The organism is Acinetobacter haemolyticus CIP 64.3 = MTCC 9819, from assembly GCF_000369065.1.
Lineage (GTDB): Bacteria > Pseudomonadota > Gammaproteobacteria > Pseudomonadales > Moraxellaceae > Acinetobacter > Acinetobacter haemolyticus.
The window spans coordinates 304,203-328,904 of record NZ_KB849799.1; the positions used below are offsets into that span (position 1 = coordinate 304,203).

The following is a 24,702-nucleotide window of genomic DNA, read 5'->3' on the forward strand; positions in this document are numbered from 1 at the left end:
CCCACATCAAAAATCTAATATGTCAAAAAATGAAGCATTTAATAAACTTGCCAAATCTTGCGGCTTTAGTCCAATATCAAGCCCACGCTTTCCACCACTAACGTAAATTTTATCAAATGCTTGTGCACTTTTATCGATCACAGTCTTTAAGCGTTTCTTTTGACCCAAGGGGCTAATCCCCCCAACAAGATAGCCAGTCAAACGCTCAGCATCTTTGGGATTTGCCATCTGCAACTTTTTACAACCAACTGCAGAAGCAACCTTTTTCAAATTTAATAGATGGTTTACAGGTAATATCGCAATAAAAAAGTTTTTTTCATCAGTAACCATCAACGTTTTAAATACTTCTTCAACATTCAAATTTAGTTTTTCAGCAGCTTCTAGACCGAAACTTTTAGCATTTACATCATGCTCATATTCATGAATTGAAAAAGGTATTTTGTGTTTTTCAAGCAATTTACAAGCTGGCGTCATGATTACTCAGTGATGTTATAAAAATTTTAAAGTGGGAATAGTGTAGCATTTTAGGTTAAATGTTTAAATTTACTTAGGCTATTTTTGATATAAATCTATTCTTGATAATTACTCAACTACCCGCATATATTCTTCAATGTTGATCAAAAATAGGACCTGCAATCAAATGAGCTACAAACATAATAATCTAATGGCAATGCGCCAAAACTACTGGAATGATGAGTCTTCAAGTATCGTACAGGCTGAAAAACAATTGCTTAAACACACCTTAATTGAAGAAGGGATCTTTAAAGACGCGACTTTAGAAGATACCAAATATTTTTTCTTTACCCTGCCCAGTATTATTATTGTTAAAGCTCATGCATTAGGTTTTCACCATAATTCAGTCAAACAAATGTTAAAGCAGCACATCCAAAGTAACCGTACTTATTTGATGAAAAAATCTGAATTAAAAATTCAGTTTAGAATTTAATGTAGAGATCCATTAGCGTCTAAAAAATTCGATTATTTACTTAGGCTATTTTATAAATATTGATCTATTTCACAAATTTAGACTGATAATTCAAGAGATTGAACTATTTTAATACGTTCAAACGCTGTAATATCCACTACAATTTACGCTCAGCTTTCAACCCTCCGATTTCAGCATAGGATTTTTCTTTCATGTCAGATCAGAACGATAAGCTCAAGAACCTAAAAACCTCATCTGTGGATCGTCGCTTATCTATCGCTAAAGCCTCATTACTTGCTGGAACACGTTGGGCAACCGCAAGTGCTACTTCTATGTTTTCAAGTGAAGAAGATAAAGAAAAGAAACGTAAGAAAGCGATGGCTGAACAAGCTCATTATTTGGTTTCTGAAATTGGAAAGTTAAAAGGCTCGATCGTAAAAATCGGGCAAATGATGGCCTTATATGGCGAACATTTCCTGCCTGAAGAAATTACTCAAGCATTAAACACGCTGAACAACCAAACTGTTGCTTTGGCTTGGCCTGCTATTAAAGCACATTTACAAGAACAACTAGGCTCTAGAATGGACGATCTGACCATCGACCATGAGCCAATCGGTACAGCTTCATTAGCTCAAGTACATCGTGCTATCCGTAAATCGGATGGTTTAGAATTAGTGCTTAAAATCCAATATCCAGGTGTAGCTGAAGCGATTGATTCAGATATGAATCTGTTCAAAAACATGCTTAAACTCACGCGCATGGTTCCGCAGACCCGTGAATTTGATCAATGGTTTGATGAAGTTAGAGAAATGATGCATCGAGAAGTTGATTATGGCATCGAAGCTGCGACCACACGTCGCTTTGCTGCACGTTTAAAAGAAGATCCTCGATATATTGTCCCTCAGATTGTCAATGAATTCTGTGCTGAAAAAGTGCTCTGTATGACTTTCGAGCGTGGTGTTCCTGTAAACAGCCCTGTCATGCTCTCTTTGCCACAAGAACGTAGAAATCAATTGGGCGAAGCATCATTAGAGATCGCAGTACGTGAATTATTTGAATGGGGTGAAATGCAAACCGATCCTAACTTCGGTAATTATTTAGTCCGTTTAGGGAACGGTACTGACGTCCGCGATAAAATTGTATTACTTGATTTTGGTGCGATACGTCAATTCGATGAGAATTTGCTGTCTGTTGCGCGTAACCTAATTCAAGCGGGCTATGATCACGACAAAGCAGCCATGGTCAAAGCGATGACAGGCTACGAATTTTTTGATGGTATGCCAGAAAGTATTAAACCAGGCATGGCAGATGTTTTCTTAATTGCAACTGAAGCATTTAGTTGCCCTGAAAACAATCCAGACATGCCTATTGGTATTATAGATGATCAAGATCGCTATGACTGGAAGAAAAGTCACCTTCATAGTCGAGTGATGCAACAAGCAGCGCAATCAATGGCTTCTCGCTACTTCTCGGTTCCCCCAAAAGAATTTATGTTTATTAGCCGTAAATTTATTGGTGCATATACCTTTATGACCGTCATTGATGCAAAGACAAACGTCCGTAAAATGATTCGTCAATTTGCATAAAATACCTATACAAAGTCATCTTGACCAATCTGATTTGTCAGATTGGTCAATTTTTTTTAATTTTTATTTTTCATCATTTTTTTAAAATTTTAAAAAACAATAAGATAAATCCACTTAGGTATTCACATTACGCTTTATCGTTCTCAATTCAGCGTGTCAAAGAAGACATAGTTTTTTTAACTGGGGCATGTCAGCATGAATTTACAATCATCCCCTAGGATAAAGTCATGTCTAATATGATGAATAAGGCTCAAGGTTTCGGGCTATCTCTAATCACAAAAATCGCAGGAAGCGAAATGCTTGATCAACTCAAGCTACGAAAATTTGTTGAAAAATCGCTATATCAAGGTTCAAAGACTGGCTTTAAGGTGCTGACTAAAACACAAAAAGCCTTTAAACCGCAAGCAATAGATAAACAGCGTCTACCAAATCAAAGCAATAAAAACCTATTTGATCTGAGTTTAACTGAAGAACAGCAAATGACCTGCGATGCCATGTCACAATTTGCTGAAGAGGTTTTATATACCTTAGCGCATGATGCAGATCATCATGCCCAATTTCCAGAAGAACTTTGGCAGCATTTAACTGATCTTGGTTTAAATTACTACGCATTACCCGAAGCTTTGGGCGGTGTTGCGGCTGAACAAAATATTGTCAGTAATATTCTAATTGCAGAAAGTCTTGCTAACGGTGATTTCAGTTTAACCGCAGGCCTATTAAGTACCTTTAGTGTGATCAATGCAATGACTCGTTGGGGTTCAACCCAAGTTCAATCTATGTATTTACCTGTGTTTGCAGAAGATCCAGATGTTACTGCTACTTTCGCCTTCCAAGAAGCAACCCCAGCATTTAATCCATTCCAGTTAAAAACAAAAGCAACTGAGCAAAATGGACAATTCTATATCACAGGTGAAAAGACTCTCGTTGTTTTAGGTGATACAGCAGATGTCTTTATTGTCAGTGCTGAATGGAACGGAAAACCCGATATCTTTGTAGTGCAGTGTGATGAAACGATTGCAATCAAAGCAAATCCCGCGATGGGTTTAAAAGCAGCAGAGACTGCGACACTTCAATTCAATCAAACTCCTGCTCTTCGCTTAGGTGATACAGACTTCGATTACACTGCGTTTGTGGATTTAGGTAATTTGATGTGGTGTGCAATGGCTATCGGGACTTGTGAAGCTATAAAAGCGTATTGCATCAAATATGCAAACGAACGTACTGCCTTTGGTGAACCAATCTCACACCGTCAAAGCGTTGCATTCATGATTGCTGATATGGCCATTGAAATTGACGCGATGCGTATGTTGGTACTTAACGCAGCAAGTTTGGCGGAAGCTGGACAACCATTCCACCGCGAAGCGTATTTGGCACGACTACTCTGTGCTGAAAAATCAATGAAAATCGGTACGGATGGCTTTCAAATCTTGGGTGGGCATGGCTTTACCAAAGAGCATCCTGTTGAACGTTGGTATCGTGATTTACGTGCGACCGCAATCTTGCATTCTGGCTTACACGCTTAATTTTGGAGAATAATAATGAATTTACAGAATCCGAAAAAATTTAAAATGCTGGTTGATCAAGCACACGAAACTGCCATTAATGTATTACGTCCAATTTCTCGTAAGTATGATAAAGCTGAACATGCCTATCCCAAAGAACTGGATATGTTAGCTGCCTTACTAGATGGGATGAATGAAAGTGGCGAAGGCGTAGGTGCAGCAAATGCTAGCAAGCGCGGTACAGCCAATCCAGATTCGATCGTAAATGGCGGTAATATGTCAGCAGCACTTGGCATTATTGAAATGTGTTATGGCGATACTGGATTATTACTCAGTATGCCACGCCAAGGCTTGGGGAACTCTGCCATTGCTGCGGTTGCCAATGATGAGCAACTTGAACGCTTCAAAGGCACTTGGGCTGCAATGGCAATCACTGAACCGGGTTGTGGCTCTGACTCTGCAGCTATTCGTACAACTGCAACCAAAGATGGCGATGATTATATTCTAAACGGTGAAAAAATCTTTGTTACTTCAGGTGAACGTGCTGATTCAGTTGTCGTTTGGGCAACTTTAGATAAGAAACTTGGACGTGCTGCGATTAAATCCTTTGTTGTGACTAAAGGCACACCGGGAATGAAAGTCGAACGTCTCGAACATAAACTTGGAATCAAAGCATCTGATACTGCAGTCATTAGTTTCATCGACTGTCGTGTGCCTGCTGCAAATCTATTAGGTAATCCTGATATCGACGTGGCGAAGGGTTTTGCAGGAGTAATGGAAACGTTTGATAATACACGCCCACTTGTTGCAGCGATGGCAATTGGTTGTGCAAAAGCCTCTTTAGAACGTATCAAAGAGATTTTCAAAGATCAACTTGATCCTGACTATCAAACACCGTATTTGCAAAGTTCAAATCTGGCTGCACAAATCTATCGTATGGAGGCTGAGTGGGAAGCCGCCCGTTTACTTATGCTTAAAGCGACATGGATGGCAGACAATAAAAAGCCGAACTCTAAAGAAGCTTCAATTGCTAAAGCCAAAGCTGGTCGTGTCGGCAATGAAATTACGCTGAAATGTGTAGAGCTAGCTGCAAGTGTAGGTTATGGTGAAGATGAATTGCTGGAAAAATGGGCACGTGACTCAAAAATTCTAGATATTTTTGAAGGTACACAACAGATTCAGCAATTGATCATCGCGCGTCGTGAATTGGGTAAATCATCGAGCGAATTAAAATAATTTCCTCTTCTGACAGGCTAAAGGACGTTTTTATAACGTCCTTTAGCCTTTACATTTCATTAATACTTTATCTCATGGTCACAAACTCTTCGGCAGAAGTTGGATGAATCGCAACGGTATTATCAAAATCTTTCTTAGTCGCTCCCATTTTTAGAGCAACAGCGAAGCCTTGTAGAATTTCATCCATCCCAAATCCAATACCATGAATCCCCACAATTTTCTCATCCTTACCCACGCAAACTAGCTTCATCTTCGTAGGTTGACGATGTTCAGTAATTGCACTAAACATAGCCGTAAAAGAGGTGTTGTATACCTTTACAGCTTCCTGACCATATTGATCTACCGCTTCATCTTCAGTGATTCCAACAGTACCTATAGGCGGATGACTAAAGACCACTGTAGGAATATTTTCATAATCTAAATGTTCTTCAGGTTTATTATTAAAAAGCCGTTCTGATAATCGACGTCCTGCCGCCACAGCAACAGGTGTAAGTTCCATTTTTCCAGTAATATCCCCTACAGCATAAATGCCCGCTTGCGATGTATTCTGGAATTTATCAACGCAGATATAGCCCCTATCATCAAGCTCAATATTCGCTTTTTCTAGAGCTAAACTTGCTGTATTCGGTTCTCGACCTGTTGCCCAGATAAGACAATCGATCGTATGACTTTCACCATTTTCTAAATGGAGCACCACCGAACCATCCCCATTTTTTGTGACTTTTTTGGGAACAGCTTGCGTGTGTACCGTAATACCATCTGTTTGCATCACAGTCATAAGTGTTTCACTAATAAATGATTCAAAACGACGTACTAGTCGATTCTGACGGATAAATAGCCCGACCTCGGAGCCTAATGTATTGAGTACACCAGCAAGTTCAACCGCAATATAGCCAGAACCTATAACAGCTACTCTTTTAGGTAAATCAGATAACTCAAAGAAGCCATTAGAGTCAATCCCATATTCAACCCCTTCAATATCAGGTAATGATGGCTGTGTCCCTGTAGCTATTAAAATATGATCCGCAGTAAGTCGATTACCATTAACCTCAATCGTATGAGTATCAATAAAGGTCGCCTCACCTTGTATAAGATCCACTTTATTGCTACTTAGGCTATTTTGATAAGACTTATGAATTCTCTGTATATAAGCTTGCCGATTTTTAATTAAATGCTGCCAATCAAATGATTCAACATGTGCATTAAATCCATAGTCTGGTGCATATTTCTGTATCGTCTCCGCAACATGTGCTGCATACCACATCACTTTCTTAGGCACACATCCCACGTTTACACACGTCCCCCCAATTTCACTTTTCTCAATCAATGCACATTTCTTTCCATACATTGCAGCACGATTAACTGATGCAATCCCGCCACTACCGCCGCCAATCGCAATATAATCATAATGTTTTGTCATCATCGCCTCGTAAAATCTATCGTAAGTGCTGTTTTGATTCTAGGTTATATAGATATACAATAAGAATTTGTAAAAACCGTGGTTTTTTAATTTTTTAATACAAGAAAAAAGCACTGATCATTTCTGAACAGTGCTTGGAACATGATGAGCGTCTGTAAATATTAATAGACCTCAAATTTTAGTATTAGTCTGTAGTTTCCGTAGACGTTTGTACTAATGATTGATCAACCCCGCCAAATTTTTTGAAAAGTTTTGCACGACGTTTTGGATAAATGTTCGCTTTGTTTAAATCACCTTTGTAGTGATCAACAACACGTTTATCCATCATTTTAAACCATAAAGGTGGAATCAATGCTGGTAGAAGCATACTTGCATAACCACTTGGCAACTCTGGTGCCTCATCAAAATGACGTAAAGCTTGGAATGGACGAGTTGGATAAGCATGATGATCCGAGTGACGTTGCAATTGGTACAAGAATAAGTTCGTTACGATATTATTGTTGTTCCAGCTATGCTCTGGCATTGTACGTTGATACTTGCCGTTTGCATCTTTTTGACGTTTTAAACCATAGTGTTCAATATAGTTAATAATTTCAAATAAACTAATGCCATAAAATGCTTGAGTTGCTAAATATGGAATTACACCTTTTCCAAATAAACCAACCATTGAACCATGAAATGCAGCACTCATGCCCCAACCTTGTAACAACTCATTCTCTGTAGACCAGAACTCTTTGCCTTTACGTTTTAAACGATTGGTTTCAATCTCAATTGCAGATTTTAAAGAACCAATCACTGTACGTGGCCAAAATTCGTAAAAAGTCTCTCCCATTTGTGAAGACGCTGGATCTTCAGGAGTTGCAGCACGCTTATGATGACCGTAAGGATGTTCAACACGGAAATGGTTATAACCTGTAGGTACCAATGCTAAGTGAGAAAGAATATGATCAACACGATCATGTTTATGACTCAACTCGTGTGCCGTATTAATGGCGATACCATTGATCGCACCCATTGAAACACCAAGCAAAATTTTATCAAGAAAAGAGGTTTCTTTTCGGCTTGTTAAATAACATGCATATAAGTTTGCAGCATATTGTAATGGAATAAAGCTTTTTACTAAGCGAGAATAATACGGATCTTTTTCCAGCAATTTAATATCTTCATCGCTTGGATTATTCGCATCTTTACCAATAATCGTATCAATTGTTGGAATGACAATATGTAAAACAATCGGTCCGCCCAAAGCAAAAATTTTCTTTAGGGGACGTGGTGCAAATTGATAACCTGCTAAAATTCCAATTCCAATTACAGGTAAAGCTGGGCTGATGGCCCATAGATAACGTTTACGATCCAATTCAGTTTTTGATTTTGGAATGCTTACTGGCGTAAGTTCTTGACTAACATTTACTGGCGCATTCATCGTCGTATCCATGTCTTCGTATATATATGTATATTTTGAAGAATTATGAAGGCGATGACAGTTGCAAGCGTCCAAAAAACCTATGTATAAGTCTTTGGCGTAATCCCCCCTGTTTTTGTCCTAAAAACACATATTGAGTTATTACAATAGCTCTCTATAATTTAAATTACATACATTAAATAAAACGCATATGGACGCCTTAAGTAAAATTTTTGCAGATATTCATTTAAATCACACTGAATATATCTATTTGAAAACACAAGGAGAATGGGGATTCATTTGCCAAGATCAAGCTGCTTTGATCGTACACATTGTTTTAGTCGGTTCAGTATATATTCAAATTAATGCGCAGAATAATCTCGTCGCACATGCAGGTGAAATTGTCTTAATACCATCGGGACAGGCACATACAGGCGCAGATAATGCCATCACCAAGCTTATTGATGCGGTTGATATCTCAAAATTGTTTGACGGTCATCGTGAAGAAGCAGTTGAGTTTGGTACAGAATCATCTGAAAAAAATCTGATACTTACCATCCGATGTCAAATTGATACGATTATGGCTCGTCCATTTATTCAAGCTCTACCCTCACTCATTCATATTCAACAAGGTGATAATACAGCGCCTGAATGGCTGCAAATTGGATTACATTTTCTGGCATTAGAGACTCAAAATATTCAAGCAGGTCGAGATATTATTATCGATCATCTAGTTAATATTTTACTGATCAAATGTATCCGCGACCATATTCAACAAATTTCGAGTCAACATGGCTGGCTTAGTGCATTAAATCACCCCGAGCTTAGTAATAGTCTCGCAGCAATTCACAATCATCCGGAAGGTGCTTGGACTGTCGAATCCCTTGCAGAGCAGTGCTGTATGTCACGCTCGAAGTTTGCGAGTTTATTCCATGAAGTAATTGGTGAGTCTCCTCTCGCCTATTTACAACAGCATCGTATGCGCCTAGCAAGCCAATATTTACGTAAAAGCAACTACTCTATACAAGTCATCGCCAATAAAGTGGGCTATTCATCTGAAACAGCTTTCAGCCAAGCATTTAAACGAACTTTCGAATTATCACCTAAGCAATATCGACAGCAATATGTTGAAGTTGAACCTTAAATTGTACAAATAAAAAAAGACACCGAGGTGTCTTTTTTAAATGACCAATAAATTATCGTACGATGCCACGTGTTGATTGTTCTAATGAGTCAATCAACAACTGCGCTTCTGAAACTGAGCCTAAAATCTCATTTCGAATTTGCTCAATTGCTTGTTCAGTTGTCAAACCTGATTTATAAATCAGTTTGTATGCAGTTCTTAGACCCTGAATCGTTTCTCTCGACCAACCTTTGCGTCGCATACCTTCGATATTTAAACCATGCGCATGTGCAGGATTACCGGAAGCCAACACATAAGCAGGCACATCTTTCAGGATCAACGCAGCGCCACCAATCATACTATATGAATCGATTCGACAGAATTGATGTACACCGGCATTACCACCAACAATGACATGATTTCCCACATGTACATGTCCAGCAATACCCACGTTGTTGGCAAAAATATTGTGATCACCAATAATACAGTCATGTGCAATGTGCGTATTGACCATAAAAAGGTTATGACTACCAATTTTAGTCAGACCTTGATCCTGTACAGTACCGCGGTGTAATGTGCAATGCTCACGAATCGTGTTGTGATCCCCAATTTCTAACCAAGTTTCTTCGCCTTTATACTTCAAATCTTGGCAGATTTCCCCAACACTTGCGAATTGAAAAATATCGTTATTTTTACCAATCCGTGTAAAACCACCAATCACTACATGTGAGTGTAATTTTGTACCTGTGTCAATACTTACATTTGGACCCACAATACAATAAGGTCCGATCTGCACATCAGATGCGATTTCTGCAGACGGATCAATAATTGCTGTAGGATGTATTAAATTTTGACTACTCATGCCTGCTCAATTTTCTGGTGTGAAATAATAATCTCAGCTGTTGCCGCAACAATGCCGTCAACACTTGCAGTACAATTGTACTTGTAAATGCCACGTTTTTGCATCACAAGTTCAGATTTTAAGACAAGCTGGTCACCCGCAACAACCTGTTTCTTAAATCTTATTTTTTCTGCACCGGCAAATAAAAATAATGAACCTGCTTTTGGCTTTTGGTTAGTGAGTACAAAACCCAGAATACCAGAGACTTGCGCTAATGCTTCAATGATTAAAACACCAGGCATAATTGGGTAAGCTGGAAAGTGCCCTTGGAAAAACTCCTCGTTGATCGTCACATTTTTATAGCCAACGATGCTGTTCTCTGTAACGTCTGTTACTCTGTCAACCAATAAAAAAGGATAACGATGCGGTAAATATTCACGAATGGTGAGAATATCCATTGGTAATTCAGGCATTGTAAATGCTGGTAATGTAGACTCGGTCATAATAAATTATTTACGTAACTTTAAGGTTGATTCAAGGGACTCTAATTGAGCTTGCATATGATCCAGTCTTTTCATTATTTGGGTCAATGGCACATCTGCTAATTGTCTTAAACGTACAATCGTCTTTTTCCAGTGCTTATTTTCAAAAAGTCCCATTCCTGAAGAATAGGTTCCAGCTTCATAAATATTTTTTGTGACCATTGACATTGCTGTAAGTGTCACATTATCTGTGATTTCTAGGTGTCCAACAACCCCACTCGCCCCACCAAGTATGCAGTTTTTGCCAATCTTCGCACTTCCTGCAATACCACAATTCGCTGCTATCGCAGTGTTTTCACCGATCTGTACATTGTGAGCGATTTGCACAAGGTTATCAATAATGACACCATCTTCTAAAATTGTGTCATCTAAAGCACCACGATCAATGCTGCAATTTGAACCGATACGAACATCATTTCCGATACGAACAGAACCCAACTGGGCAATTCGATGCCATTTTCCTTGGTATGGTGCAAAACCAAAACCTTCAGAGCCAATCACTGTATTTGCATGAATACGAACACGATCACCAAGTTTTGCTTCGCCTGTGATCGTCACATGAGTATCAATGAAACCATCTTTGCCCACTTCAACATGATCATCTAAAAATACATGAGCTTGAATAATCGTGTTAGCACCAACCACACAGTTTTCACCAATTACAGCATAATGACCAATATAGGCATCATCTGCGATGATAGCTGAAGGATGGATCTGGGCTGTGCTTTCAATTCCACGTTGAGTTATTTTTTTTGCAAAAACATGGGTTAACATTGCGAAAGCTAAATAAGGATTTTCAACAATAATAAAGTTTTTCTTATCTTTCAATTGCGCTTTTAATGTCGGTGTGACGATATAAACGCCAGCAAGACTTGACTCAGCCTGTGCTAAATACTTATCACCATTTACAAAACTTATGTGCTGACTTTGTGCTTGTTCTAAACTTGCTAAGTTAAAAATTTCGAAGTCTTTTTCACCAAAAAACTCACCTTGTACAAGGTGAGCAATTTCTTCTAAACGGTAACTACGTCTATTCATTGATTATTTCATTGCATTGACCTTTTGAATCATTTTATCAGTTAAATCATACTGAGCGTCAGAGGCAATCGTAGAATTTTTATTCAAAATAAAGTCTAAATTGTTCTCTTTACGCAATTGTTCAGCTGCTTGCTTCACACGATTCTCAAATGTGCTATTCATCGTTTGCAAAGTTGACTGAACTTTAGTCTGCAAGCTTTGTTGTGTCGTATTGAATTCATTCACTTTTGCTTGGTACTGAGCCGAAAGTTTCTGCAAATCCGCTTGATTTGCCGATTGAGCACGTTGCTGTAAAGTCTCAATTTCTTTGCCTAACTGCTCTAACTTCGTCGATGTTGGTTTTACTGACTGACCTAAGCTTGCATTTTGTTGTTTGAGATAAGTGCTGCTTTCAACAACTTTTGCTAAGTCTACCACTGCTATACCAGCAGCATTGCTAAAAGCTGATACAGTTAAACCCAAACCGAATACCAGTGCTGTTAATGTTTTCATGAGTCCGTCTTTTATATATTTTACAAATTTAACCGAGGTCGTACTTAGAAAGTACGACCAATTTCGAATTGGATTGATTTAGTATCATCGCCCTTCTTATCATTAAGCGGGTAAGCATAACTCAGTGATAAAGGCCCAATCATGGTAATCCATGTAAAACCAACGCCTACGCTATAACGTAAATTTCCAAAATCTAAACCGTAATTATCTTTACAGTATTGCTTAACATCGGTAATTTTTTGCCCATTAATGGTCATACCTTTCTCACCATACGCGCTATTTGAAATATCACATTTGGTATCAAAAACTTGTGCACCTTCAGCAAATATGACTGGTCGTACTTGTCTAGCCCAGTCACCTTTAAATGGAACTGGCAAGGCTAATTCAGTACCAAACTGAATAAGTGCATTACCACCCACTTCTTCTGGATCAGGATCATTCCGTTCGGTTTCTTGGAAAATCACACTTGGATATTTAGGCCCTAAAGAACTGTTATCATAACCACGTACTGAACCATAACCACCAGCATAGAAGTTTTTATAGAATGGTAAATCATTACCATAACCTAACTTTCCGTAACCGCGGAGAACAAAGCCGGCGCCGAGTGATTTAAATGCTTGAGCATCATAGGTCAGTTTTTGATAATCAACATCACTACCAGGAAGACCAACTTCAAGACCAACACGATGTGACATACCCGAAGTCGGGAATACAGGGCGATTCAGTGTATTGTATGACCAACCCAAATTAAGCATATAAGTCAGGTACTTACCTTCAAATGCATTTCCATACTCATCTAACTCTAATGCTTTAAACTCATCATCAACACAATGAATCGGTAAATCATATCCGTCAGGAGGAACAGGTTTCTCTTGGCCATTATGTATATCAATTTCTCTTTGTGATTTGTAAGAACCTGCACAATAAGAGCTTGACCCTGTCTGTTTCCCACCATTTGCAAGTAAATAATCACGAATATAAGTCGATACACTTGGACCAGTTCTGACTTTAGTCTGATCAATACCAAGTGAAGCACTTAAACTCTGATTTTCATCAATTGGATAACCAAAACTTAAACTACCACCTATACTATCCGTGACGTAGTTGTTAACGTTATAGTTTTCATTAAGCTTCGTTTTACGATAATAAACGTTATAACCACGACTTACACCATCAATCGTAAAGTATGGATCAGTCACACTTAAGTTGTAGTAATCTTGTGTCTCTGAACGAGAAAGATCTATCGCAACACGATTACCAGTACCCATAAAGTTGGTTTGACTTAAACCTGCTTGGAAAGTCACACCACCATTTTGTGAATAACCCACAGCAAGTGTAGTTGTACCTGAGTGTTGCTCTTCTACGGCAACATTCAGATCAACTTGGTCTGGCGAGTTCGGAACACGAATAGGTTTTACATCTACTGTTTTAAAGAAACCAGTACGTTCTAAACGAATTTTAGATAGGTCGATTTTTTCGTTACTTGCTAAAGCACCTTCCATCTGACGCATTTCGCGGCGTAAGACTTCGTCAGCAGTTTTATTGTTTCCTGAAAAGTTAACACGACGAACTGTAACTTGCTGCCCAGGATTCACATAATAATTTAGATTAACAATACCAGTTTCATTGTTAATATCTGGAACGACATTGACTTCAGCGTAGTAATAACCTGCATTACCATACTTACGCAGTAATAATTGCTTAACCGCATTTACACGCTCTTGCGAATAAGTCTCACCGTCTTTATAAAGCTTTAAGGCATTTAACTCTTCTGGTTTATAAAGAGCATCACCTAAAAATTTGGTTTCACCAAACTTAAATTGACTGCCTTCATCTACTGAAACTTCAATAAAGATATTCTTTTTATCTTCACTGATATTAAGTTGAGAGTTAATAATATTAAAGTTGATATAACCTTTATTCAGATATAAAGCACGCAATGCTTCTAAACTCGCTGCCATTTTCTCACGAGCGTAACGGTCATTACGAGTAACAATAGAAGCCCAACCACTTTCTTTTACTGCAAAAGCCTGCTTAATATCACTATCACTAAATACTGTGTTGCCGATAATGTTGATGTCGAAAACTTTTGCTGCAGTACCTTCGTTGAAATTCAACATCAACTCAACACGGTTATTTGGTCGTGCTACGGTTTCAACCGTCACATCAGCATCATAACGCCCTTGTTGGGTATATTGTTGCTCTAGTTCAGTTTCAATAATCTGTAACGCAGATTTTTTGAAAACCTCCCCTTCAGCAATACCCATTTTCTTTAAGCCTTGTTCTAAGGCTTCTTTAGGAATGAGTTTATTGCCTTTAAATTCCAGTTTTGAAATAACTGGTCGCTCGACAACGTTGAAGACCAAAACATCATTTTGCTTATATGCCTTGATATCATCAAACAAACCCGAAGCATATAAGCTACGAATTGCTTCCGCGATCATTGGGTCACTTACACGATCACCACTATTTATTGGTAACATCGAATAGATACTTGCAGGTGTTAAACGCACTAGCCCATCAATTCGTATATCTCGTGCAAGAAACTCATCTGCTGCGTATGCTTGTTGTACCACTGCCATCGCACTAACCAGTGCCAAAGGCATTAATAAATGTGTGTGACGCATGCCCATATATTTTCCAGTAAGTTAAATTCCATTTGCGTTTTTATAAACGCATGAAGTCGTTAAATAAAGCCAAAAGCATCATGCTACCGAGCAGTAACATACCAACTTTTAGACCCAATATCTGTATTTGTTCAGAAACAGGTTTTCCACGGATGATCTCGATAAAGTAATAAACCAGATGACCACCATCAAGCATAGGAATTGGCAACAGGTTTAAAATTCCCAAGCTCACACTCATAAGTGCCATAAAGGAAATAAAAGTTTGCCATCCCATTTCCGCACTTTGTCCAGCCACTTTAGCAATCGTAATTGGACCAGATAAATTATCCAGACCAATCAATCCTCGAATCATTTTAACGATCGAGTTAAAAATCATCTGTGAAAGTTGTACTGTTTTATCAAAAGCAACACCTAAAGCCTCTAAAGGTGTGTACTGAATTGTTTGCTTATATTCATTTGGTATCGTGACTTTACCTGCATCACTTTTAACACCCAAAACACCCGTAACGTTACCCATATTGTCACGTTGACCACGAGGGATCATCTGTAAATGAACCAATTCACCCTGACGCATTACATCTATGTTCAGCAATTTTTCAGGGGAGTTTTGTACTACATTAACCACATCAAACCAGTCATTCATTGCGACATTATTAATCGCAACAATTCGATCACCCTCTTTCATGCCTTGACGTATTGCAGCGCCATCAGTAGTCAGCTCTTTTACTACTGCTGGAATCATCGGCCGATAAGGTAAAAACCCCAATGCATCCAAAGGAGACTGACTTTGATCTTTAAGGAAGTTCTGAATCGGCAAATTAAATTGTTTTTCAGAACCATCACGGTCTACAACGACTGAAACCTGCCCAGACTCACCAATACGGTTAATTAATGCAAAATTTAGTTTTTCCCAAGTTGGTGTTGACTGACCATCAACAGCAACCACCTTGTCACCCACCTGTAAATCAACCTGTGCAGCAACAGTATCCGGCATGATCTTGCCAATGCGTGTGTTCAATTGTTCCTGAGCGGGTAAAAATAAAATCCAGAACAGTAATACAGCAAAAATCAAGTTAACCAGTGGTCCTGCTGCAACAATCGCAATCCTTTTCCAAGGTGATTGTCGATTAAATGCATAAGGAAGATCCTTTTCAGCGACATTTCCCTCACGCTCATCGAGCATTTTGACGTAACCGCCCAAAGGTAATGCAGAAAGCTGATATTGAATACCTGATTTTTTGGATTGCCATTTCAATAACGTAGGACCAAAACCAATGGAATAAACCAAGACTTTGACACCTAATTTACGAGCAACCCAATAATGACCAAATTCATGAATAGCGATAAGTGGACCAAGTAATAAAATCGCTGCAACAATCATAAATAGTGCATTCATACGATTTAGCCCCCTATATCCACAATATACGTCTCTGCAACTTGTCTAGCGATCATATCAGTACGCAAAATGATGTCTATATTTTCTGCTTTAGCGTTTTGTACAACTTGTAAAGTATGTCCAACAACTTCAGGAATCGCTGTAAACTTAATTTTATGCTGCAAAAAAGCCGAAACAGCAATTTCATTCGCAGCATTTAAGATCGTTGGTGCCAAACCGCCTGCACGCATCGCTTGACGAGCTAAATCCAATGCAGGAAACTTAATAATATCAGGTGCTTGAAAATCAAGCTGTGCCGTATCAAATAAATTTAACGCTGGAACATCTGTTGCCAAACGTTTTGGCCAAGCCAATGCATGTGCAATTGGTGTACACATATCAGGATTACCCATTTGTGCCAAAGTCGAACCATCCACATATTGCACCATCGAATGAATAATACTTTGTGGATGGACAACAACTGTAACAAAATGTTCGGATATTGAAAACAAATGACACGCCTCTATCAATTCCAACCCCTTATTCATCAGAGTTGCAGAATCAACAGAAATCTTTTGCCCCATCGACCAATTCGGATGCTTGCACGCTTGTTGAGGAGTGACCTTGGATAATTGTTCCAACGAATGATTTAAAAATGGACCACCTGATGCTGTTAATAGGATACGAGACACGCCTAACTGAGGTTGTCCCGTTCTTTCAGCATCTAAATAATCATGTGGAAGTGATTGAAAAATTGCATTATGTTCGGAGTCTACAGGCAATAACAATGCATTATGTTGCTTAGCAGCTTGCATCATGATATCACCAGACATCACCAGTGACTCTTTATTCGCAAGTAATACACGCTTGCCTGCCTTGACCGCAGCCAAGGTCGGCAAAAGCCCAGCAGCACCGACGATTGCTGCCATCACAATATCAACTTCTGAATGCTCAGCTATTGCAACAAGACCTGCTTCATCGGTTAATATTTCAATATTGTTTAAATTTTCTTGCTTGAATCTTTGTTGTAATTCCAATGCTTTTTTATTTGGAACCACAACAACTTTCGGATGAAATTGTTTACAAATTTCTAAAAGTTCATCTAAACGACTATAAGCAGAAACTGCAAATACTGAGTATTGATCTGGGTGTTGTTGTAATACTCTTAAAGTACTTTGTCCAATTGAGCCCGTAACACCCAATATACATACAGCTTGAGTCATCTAAAGATCTACACCAATAAGTTTTAAAATATACATTCCAGCTGCAAAAATCGGAGCGGCTGCAAGTAAAGAATCAATACGATCAAGCACACCACCATGACCTGGCAACACGCGTCCAGAATCTTTAATACCTGCACGACGCTTAATCATAGATTCAAATAAGTCACCTAAAACTGACGCAAATACAGTAATGATGGAGAGCATTAAAAATAGGATCAACTGTACAATTGTTAGATTTAGATAGAAATATTGAACAACCAACATAATAATTACAGTTGTTGCAATACCACCATACAAACCTTCTAGTGATTTATTTGGACTGACTGAAGGTGCAAGTTTCTTTTGACCAAACTTACGACCCACAAAATAAGCCCCACTATCTGCTCCCCAAACCAAAAGGAACAAATACATTAACCACCATGGTGAACTATGCCAAACCGCATATAGCGCTGTAACCGCAGCTGAAATTAAGATAAAGCCAATAAGATATAATGACGGATTGTACCAATTATCAGATTCGGGATAATTCCTCACCCAATAAATACTACCTAGCCAAGTAAGAATAGATGCAGCCCAAAGTAACAGTGCAACATCATCATAAAACAATGCAAGTGTCGAAACCAGTGCGACAAAGCCACCATACACCCATGCTTTGGGTTTTGAGGCAGTCGTTTGAACACGAGGCATGAGTTTAAACCACTCATAACCTGCTACCCCCGCAGCTAAAATCATAAGCACAAACATTGGATAATGTGATTGCGTTGCAAACATGCAACTTAAAACAACTGCAACTAACACCAATGCGGTAATAATCCGCTCAAACATTATTAATTCTCTATTTTCGCTTGTTGAATTTGTTCAGAGGTTTTACCAAAACGTCTTTCTCGCCCTGAGAAAACACGAAATGCGTGATCTAACTCCTTTATGGTAAATTCTGGCCATAAAGTATCGGTAAAATACAACTCCGCATAGGCCGCCTGCCACAGCAAGAAGTTAGACAAACGATAATCACCGCCTGTACGAATCAACAAATCGACAGCTGGTAAATCATTTAGACTGACATATTTATCAAATAAATCAACATTTATCTGATCTGTTTGGAGCTTTCCTGCAACCACATCTTCAGCAATAGATTTTGCAGCATGTGCCATATCCCACATACCACCATAACTAATTGCAATAGAAAGTGTCATAGAATCAAACGCAGCTGTTTTCTGCTCCGCTTCTTGCATCAAATCCCGTAATTCTTCAGATAATCTAGATCGATCACCAATAAAACGTAATGCAATATTGAATTTTTCCATACGAGGAAGCTGCTCATAGATTGTTTCTTTGAGCAACTGCATGAGTAAATCAACCTCATATTGTGGTCGATTCCAATTTTCACTTGAAAATGCAAAAACAGTTAAAGCACGTACACCTGATCTTTTACAGTGTTCAACGACAGGATCTAGGACATTTTTACCCTCACGATGCCCATCGCCTTTTTGCATTTGCTTTTTTTTAGCAAAACGATTGTTGCCATCCATAATGATGGCAACATGTTGAGGAGGATGATGTTCTTCTGATGAGGTCATAAATCAGACCTTCATCAATTCTGCTTCTTTCGCTGCAAGACGCTTATCAACCTCGGCAACAAATTTATCCGTAATTTTTTGAATTTCATCTGATGCACGACGATCATCATCTTCAGAAATTTCTTTTTCTTTCAATAATGCTTTGATATCACCCAATACATCACGACGAATATTTCGAATCGCCACTTTTGCATTTTCAGCTTCATTACGTGCAACTTTTTGCATATCGCGACGAGTTTCCTCCGTCAATGCTGCCATTGGTACACGAATAGCGTCAGCCGTAATAGGATTCAATCCTAAACCTGCCTCACGTATCGCTTTATCAATTGCAGAAACCATTGAACGTTCGAATGGTTGCACGAGTAAAGTACGTGAATCCTCAAGCCCAATGTTTGCAACTTGGTTAAGCGGAACATCAGAACCATAGTAAGGAACCATCACACCATTTAAAATTGATGGGTGAGCACGTCCAGTACGAACCTTGGCAAAACCATGTTCTAACGAGTCAAGTGACTTATTCATACGGTCTTCTGCGTCTTTTTTAAGATCGTTAATCATATGATCTTCCTTACTTATTCATGAGATATTACAAAAAAATTATGCGTAGTATAAAGAGCTTTCAGGCTTACGTACATTAGTTCGTAACGTGAGTTCCTTCTTTTTCGCCCATTACGACGGAAAGCAATGCACCAGATTTGTTCATATCAAAGACTTGTAATGGCACATTATGGTCACGACATAAACAAATTGCTGTAAGATCCATTACACCTAGCTTTTCATCAAGCACTTGATCAAAAGTCAGATTGTCATATTTTACAGCGTCATCATATTTACTTGGATCTTTATTATATACACCATCAACTTTGGTTGCTTTTAAGATCAAATTCGCTTCGATCTCAATACCACGCAAGCAAGCCGCGGTATCGGTTGTAAAGAATGGATTGCCTGTGCCTGCAACAAAAACACAAACCTCGCCTTGACTTAAGTGGCGAATCGCATCGCGACTAGAATATGACTCCACCACTGTTCCGATCGACAAAGCTGACATTAAACGGGTTTTAATATTGCGACGAACCAATGCATCTCGCATTGCTAGGCCATTCATAACGGTTGCCAACATTCCCATTTGATCGCCAGTTACACGTCCAACCAAGCCGTCTTTTTGCAATTGGCTACCGCGGTATAAATTACCACCACCAACCACGATACCGACCTGAACACCCAAACCAACTAGGTGCGCAATTGAAAGTGACATTTGATCTAGAACTTGGGCATCGATACCCATATCTTTATTTCCAGCTAAAGCTTCACCCGAAAGCTTTAGCAAAATTCGCGCATAACGTGGATTTTTAGACGTTGACATACTGTTACTCCAAACCGACCAATCTCAAAAATTATTCTTTATATCTCATTCAACATTAAGTAGATTTAATCGCAATTAACTTTGCAAATAAATCATATTCATCTGCATCTGTAATTTCGACCTCAAGCAAATTACCGGCTTGAATTACACTCTTGTCGATATCTTCAACAAAAACATTACCATCAATCTCTGGTGCATCAGCATACGAACGTGCGACTGCAACCGGGAACTCTTCTTCCAAACTATCAACCAACACGATCATTCGCTGACCAATACGCTTTTGTAATTTAGCAGCCGAAATTTGCTGCTGAACTTCCATAAAACGTTCATAGCGTTCTTGTTTTACTTCTTCTGGTACATGATCTGGCAAATCATTTGCTGTAGCACCTTCAACTGGCGAATATGTAAAGCATCCAACACGATCAAGTTGTGCTTCTTTCAACCAATCTAAGAGCATTTGAAAATCTTCTTCTGTTTCGCCAGGGAAACCAACAACAAAAGTAGAACGAATCACCAATTCAGGACATTTTTCACGCCACAATTTAAGGCGCTCTAATGTATTTTCACTGTGAGCTGGTCGCTTCATCAATTTTAAGATGCGCGGACTGGCGTGCTGAAAAGGGATATCTAAATAAGGTAAAATTTTGCCTTGTGCCATTAAATCAATCGCAGCATCCACATGTGGATAAGGATAAACGTAATGTAAACGTACCCATATGCCTAATTGACCAAGTGCCTCACACATATCATAGAATTTGGTTTTGACTGGCTGCCCATTCCAAAAATCCAACTTGTACTTAGTATCTACACCATACGCAGAAGTATCTTGGGAAATCACCAAAACTTCTTTTACGCCCGCACGCTTAAGCGCTGCTGCTTCATCGAGCACTTGACCTACAGGACGAGAAACCAAGTCACCACGCATACTTGGGATGATGCAGAATGTACAACGGTGGTTACATCCTTCTGAGATTTTCAAGTAAGCATAATGCTTTGGCGTTAAACGCACACCTTGCTCAGGAACTAAATCAATAAATGGATTGTGTTTTGGTGGTGCTGGTACATACTCATGCACAGCTTCCATCACATCTTGATATGCCGCAGCACCTGTTACTTTTAAAACATTTGGGTGCATTTGGCGGATTTTATCTTCGTCCTTACCTAGGCAACCTGTAACGATAACTCGACCATTTTCGCTCATGGCTTCGCCAATCGCATCTAAAGACTCTTGTACTGCAGATTCAATAAAACCACAGGTGTTAATCACAACCAAATCTGCACCATCATAATCTGATGCAACTTGATAACCTTCAGTCTTTAACTGAGTTAAAATTCGTTCAGAATCTACCAATGCCTTAGGACAACCTAAAGATACAAAACCGACTTTGGGGGTCTTCATGAATCTGCGCTCCACTTGAATCGGCGTATTGTATGTCTTTTCTCGCCTTACGCATAGCTACAAAGCCATCTCTTTGTGTAATGCACCAAAATACAACCAAAGTTTTGATAAAAATCCACACATGCACCATTTTGGAACATGATAAAATTATTAAATCATCCTATCTATGTGAAAAATACCGTATAAATGGATGTATTCATCAATAAGCTATTGAAAATTAGCCAATACAAAGTTGGCTTGCATTTTGCATAACGTACATTTAAGAAGTTAATGGCAATCTATTCAAATTGATATTTAATTGCGCCATTTTAAAACAGGACGATTCACAAATGGATCAACATAACACTATCGACTATCGACTACTGGTCGATAACCTAACAACTGCCATTTTATTGGTCGATAGTCAGCTTAATATTTTTTATTTAAATTCAGCATGTGAAGCATTATTTGATATTAGTTTGCTACGTGCATCTGGTCAGCCTGTGTTAAATCTATTACATGCGCATGATGATCCATTTAACACCTATGAAGCTTTATTAAATACCTTGAAAAGCGGACAACATTACACTCGTCGTGAAGCTGTAATAAATGTCAACTTCAAATCCATCCATGTCGATTATACAGTTTCACAACTCAATACAGGTAAAAATCAATCTAGTTTACTTTTAATTGAGCTCAACCCGATTGATCGCATGCTGAAAATTTCGAAAGAAGAAAATCTAGTTCAACAGCATCAAGTTGCTCGTCAACTCGTTCGAGGAGTCGCACATGAAATCAAGAATCCATTGGCTGGAATCCGTGGTGCAACTCAGCTACTCGCTCGCAGCTTAAATGATGATAGTTATGGTGAATTTACAGACATTATTATTAGTGAAGTAGATCGGCTGACCAACCTCGCAGATACGATGCTTGGTTCACGCCAACTGCCTAGTTACGAGCATGTCAATGTGCATGAGCCACTTGAGCGAGTACGCTCATTAATTACCAACCAAACTAAAAAGAAAATCAAGATCACTCGTGATTACGATCTTTCATTACCTGACGTGATGGCTGATCGTGACCAACTCATTCAAGTCATGCTCAACATTAGTGTCAATGCAGTACAAGCCATGACTGAAAACAAGGATTTCTTTGTTGATTCTGAACCTGAACTGATTTTAAGAACTCGGATTCAACGACTTGTCACAATTAATGGCGTGTTAAATCGATCAACGATCCGAATCGACATAGAAGACAATGGACCAGGCGTACCGGAAAGTATTCTGGAGTCTGTTTTTTATCCACTGGTCACAGGACGTGCTAAAGGTACAGGACTGGGGCTTAGTATTGCTCAAAACATTATGCATCAACATAACGGAATGATTGAATGTCAATCCGTTGCTGGAAAAACCGTATTTAGCTTATATCTACCTTGGGAGTCAAACCATGTCACGAAATAAAATTTGGGTTATAGATGACGATCGTGCCATGCGTTGGGTACTTGAAAAAACATTCAAAGAAGAAGGTTTTGATGTCACCAACTTTGAAGAAGCACAAACTGCTCTTGAGCGCTTACATGATGATGCACCTGATGTCATTCTGACCGACATCCGCATGCCTGGAATTGACGGTTTAACATTCTTATCTAAGGTTAAGAACTCACACCCTGATTTACCTGTAATTATTATGACAGCACATTCTGATCTTGAATCAGCTGTCTCTAGTTATCAAACAGGTGCTTTTGAGTATTTACCAAAACCTTTTGATATTGATGAGGCACTCGCGCTCGTTAATCGTGCAATCTTACATATCAATAAATTACAGCAACAAGAAGCAACCAAAACTGCTTCACCACTGCAATCGACCGAAATTATTGGTGAATCACCTGCTATGCAGGAAGTATTTCGTGCCATTGGACGTCTATCACAATCCCATATTACTGTTCTAATCAATGGTGAATCTGGTACAGGTAAAGAGTTGGTTGCCCATGCACTGCATAAACACTCACCTCGTCGCGCCAAACCTTTTATTGCACTAAACATGGCTGCTATTCCAAAGGACTTGATTGAAACCGAGTTATTTGGTCATGAAAAAGGCGCATTCACAGGGGCTAACACACAACATCAAGGTCGTTTTGAACAAGCGAATGGTGGCACTTTATTCCTCGATGAAATTGGCGATATGCCGTTTGAAACCCAAACACGTTTGCTCCGTGTTCTTGCGGACGGTGAATTCTACCGTGTTGGCGGACACATTCCTGTGAAAGTAGATGTACGAATCGTCGCAGCAACACATCAAGACCTCGAAAAACTTGTAAATGAAGGTCGTTTCCGTGAAGACTTATATCACCGCTTAAATGTCATTCGTATTCATATTCCTAAACTTGCTCATCGAAGCGAAGACATCCCTATGCTTGCACAGCATTTCTTGGCACGTGCAGGTAAAGAACTCGGCGTGAGTCCTAAAATTTTACGTACCGAAACTACGGACTATATGCAGCAGTTGCCATGGCCAGGTAACGTTCGCCAACTCGAAAATACTTGTCGTTGGCTTACAGTAATGATCACAGGTCGTGAAGTTTACCCAGAGGACTTACCTGCTGAACTTAAACAAGTTTCGATCCAAAAATCACCAAATGATGGAGCAGCCTCAACAGTTCCGAGCAACCCAAATATTGTGGAAAGAATTGCTGTTCATCATTGGGATGAGTTATTGGCACAATGGGCTATCCAAAAACTCAAAAATGGTGAAATGAAAATACTTGATATTGCAACACCGATGTTCGAGCGCACACTGATCACAGCAGCTTTACAGCAAACCCGTGGTCGAAAACGTCATGCCGCTGAGCTTTTAGGCTGGGGACGCAACACCCTAACCCGTAAACTTAAAGAGCTTGGCATGGACTCGACTGAAGATGATGACGATGAAGAAATTCGTTCAGCCTAAGCCTTAGAAGTCATTAAAAAAGCGAGCTCAATATCAGCTCGCTTTTTTCTATTTAACAGCAGAAAACAACTTCCTCTAGAACACCATACAACACATATGGTTTTTG

22 protein-coding genes are annotated in these 24,702 nt (G+C 39.1%); 7 read left to right on the forward strand and 15 right to left on the reverse strand.

Going from position 1 to position 24,702, the window contains the following annotated elements; translation table 11 throughout:
• Positions 1-6 precede the first annotated feature (6 nt).
• Positions 7-474, reverse strand: a complete 468-nt coding sequence (gene ybaK, locus F927_RS01500; protein ID WP_005080857.1) for a Cys-tRNA(Pro) deacylase — start codon at positions 472-474, stop codon at positions 7-9.
• Between the two features lie 166 nt (positions 475-640).
• On the opposite strand from ybaK, the gene F927_RS01505 reads away from it, so the two are divergent.
• From F927_RS01505 to F927_RS01520, 4 genes are all read left to right on the forward strand, one after another.
• The gene (locus tag F927_RS01505; protein WP_005080861.1) at positions 641-946 is read left to right on the forward strand and encodes a hypothetical protein; all 306 of its coding nucleotides are present in this window, start codon (positions 641-643) and stop codon (positions 944-946) included.
• 191 nt (positions 947-1,137) lie between these two features.
• Entirely contained in the window at positions 1,138-2,511 is a 1,374-nt protein-coding gene (locus F927_RS01510) for an ABC1 kinase family protein (RefSeq protein WP_005080863.1), read from the forward strand.
• A 236-nt stretch (positions 2,512-2,747) separates the two neighbouring features.
• Complete coding sequence (locus tag F927_RS01515; protein WP_171057161.1) at positions 2,748-4,034, forward strand: acyl-CoA dehydrogenase family protein; 1,287 nt, start codon at positions 2,748-2,750, stop codon at positions 4,032-4,034.
• Between the two features lie 15 nt (positions 4,035-4,049).
• Positions 4,050-5,249 (forward strand): acyl-CoA dehydrogenase family protein, encoded by a 1,200-nt coding sequence (locus F927_RS01520; protein ID WP_005080867.1) that lies wholly within the window; start codon positions 4,050-4,052, stop codon positions 5,247-5,249.
• Positions 5,250-5,316: 67 nt separating this feature from the next.
• Here F927_RS01520 and gorA read toward each other — a convergent pair whose 3' ends face one another.
• Together gorA and F927_RS01530 are read right to left on the reverse strand one after the other, a co-directional pair.
• Positions 5,317-6,669 (reverse strand): glutathione-disulfide reductase, encoded by a 1,353-nt coding sequence (gene gorA / locus F927_RS01525; RefSeq protein WP_005080868.1) that lies wholly within the window; start codon positions 6,667-6,669, stop codon positions 5,317-5,319.
• A 184-nt stretch (positions 6,670-6,853) separates the two neighbouring features.
• Positions 6,854-8,092, reverse strand: coding sequence for an alkane 1-monooxygenase (locus tag F927_RS01530; RefSeq protein ID WP_005080869.1), 1,239 nt, complete (start codon positions 8,090-8,092; stop codon positions 6,854-6,856).
• 190 nt (positions 8,093-8,282) lie between these two features.
• On the opposite strand from F927_RS01530, the gene F927_RS01535 reads away from it, so the two are divergent.
• Positions 8,283-9,215, forward strand: a complete 933-nt coding sequence (locus tag F927_RS01535; protein ID WP_005080871.1) for an AraC family transcriptional regulator — start codon at positions 8,283-8,285, stop codon at positions 9,213-9,215.
• A gap of 52 nt (positions 9,216-9,267) precedes the next feature.
• Here the strand turns inward: F927_RS01535 and lpxA are convergent, their stop codons facing one another.
• From lpxA to rimO, 12 genes are all read right to left on the reverse strand, one after another.
• On the reverse strand, positions 9,268-10,056 hold the full coding sequence (lpxA, locus tag F927_RS01540) for an acyl-ACP--UDP-N-acetylglucosamine O-acyltransferase (RefSeq protein WP_004639009.1): 789 nt from the start codon (positions 10,054-10,056) through the stop codon (positions 9,268-9,270).
• Positions 10,053-10,538 (reverse strand): 3-hydroxyacyl-ACP dehydratase FabZ, encoded by a 486-nt coding sequence (gene fabZ / locus F927_RS01545; RefSeq protein ID WP_004639006.1) that lies wholly within the window; start codon positions 10,536-10,538, stop codon positions 10,053-10,055. Before fabZ ends, lpxA begins: the two co-directional genes overlap by 4 nt.
• Before the next feature lie 6 nt (positions 10,539-10,544).
• The gene (lpxD, locus tag F927_RS01550) at positions 10,545-11,615 is read right to left on the reverse strand and encodes a UDP-3-O-(3-hydroxymyristoyl)glucosamine N-acyltransferase (RefSeq protein ID WP_005080875.1); all 1,071 of its coding nucleotides are present in this window, start codon (positions 11,613-11,615) and stop codon (positions 10,545-10,547) included.
• Positions 11,616-11,618: 3 nt separating this feature from the next.
• Positions 11,619-12,107, reverse strand: coding sequence for an OmpH/Skp family outer membrane protein (locus F927_RS01555; RefSeq protein WP_005080877.1), 489 nt, complete (start codon positions 12,105-12,107; stop codon positions 11,619-11,621).
• A 44-nt stretch (positions 12,108-12,151) separates the two neighbouring features.
• On the reverse strand, positions 12,152-14,740 hold the full coding sequence (gene bamA / locus F927_RS01560) for an outer membrane protein assembly factor BamA (protein WP_005080880.1): 2,589 nt from the start codon (positions 14,738-14,740) through the stop codon (positions 12,152-12,154).
• Between the two features lie 34 nt (positions 14,741-14,774).
• Complete coding sequence (gene rseP, locus F927_RS01565) at positions 14,775-16,130, reverse strand: RIP metalloprotease RseP (protein ID WP_005080882.1); 1,356 nt, start codon at positions 16,128-16,130, stop codon at positions 14,775-14,777.
• Positions 16,131-16,135: 5 nt separating this feature from the next.
• The gene (gene ispC / locus F927_RS01570; protein WP_005080885.1) at positions 16,136-17,332 is read right to left on the reverse strand and encodes a 1-deoxy-D-xylulose-5-phosphate reductoisomerase; all 1,197 of its coding nucleotides are present in this window, start codon (positions 17,330-17,332) and stop codon (positions 16,136-16,138) included.
• Positions 17,333-18,157, reverse strand: a complete 825-nt coding sequence (locus F927_RS01575) for a phosphatidate cytidylyltransferase (RefSeq protein ID WP_004638994.1) — start codon at positions 18,155-18,157, stop codon at positions 17,333-17,335. It lies immediately after the preceding gene.
• 2 nt (positions 18,158-18,159) lie between these two features.
• Positions 18,160-18,909, reverse strand: coding sequence for a polyprenyl diphosphate synthase (uppS, locus tag F927_RS01580; RefSeq protein ID WP_004638991.1), 750 nt, complete (start codon positions 18,907-18,909; stop codon positions 18,160-18,162).
• Positions 18,910-18,912: 3 nt separating this feature from the next.
• A complete protein-coding gene (gene frr / locus F927_RS01585; RefSeq protein WP_004638989.1) occupies positions 18,913-19,467 on the reverse strand; it encodes a ribosome recycling factor in 555 nt (184 codons plus the stop codon).
• Between the two features lie 76 nt (positions 19,468-19,543).
• Positions 19,544-20,272, reverse strand: a complete 729-nt coding sequence (pyrH, locus tag F927_RS01590) for a UMP kinase (protein ID WP_004638988.1) — start codon at positions 20,270-20,272, stop codon at positions 19,544-19,546.
• Positions 20,273-20,327: 55 nt separating this feature from the next.
• Positions 20,328-21,671, reverse strand: a complete 1,344-nt coding sequence (rimO, locus tag F927_RS01595) for a 30S ribosomal protein S12 methylthiotransferase RimO (protein WP_004638985.1) — start codon at positions 21,669-21,671, stop codon at positions 20,328-20,330.
• Between the two features lie 329 nt (positions 21,672-22,000).
• On the opposite strand from rimO, the gene glnL reads away from it, so the two are divergent.
• Both glnL and glnG read left to right on the forward strand, forming a co-directional pair.
• Positions 22,001-23,110: a nitrogen regulation protein NR(II) gene (glnL, locus tag F927_RS01600; RefSeq protein ID WP_004638983.1), complete on the forward strand. Its 1,110-nt coding sequence runs from the start codon at positions 22,001-22,003 to the stop codon at positions 23,108-23,110.
• Positions 23,097-24,596, forward strand: coding sequence for a nitrogen regulation protein NR(I) (glnG, locus tag F927_RS01605; protein WP_004638982.1), 1,500 nt, complete (start codon positions 23,097-23,099; stop codon positions 24,594-24,596). The genes glnL and glnG overlap by 14 nt, the downstream gene beginning before the upstream one ends.
• Positions 24,597-24,702 lie beyond the last annotated feature (106 nt).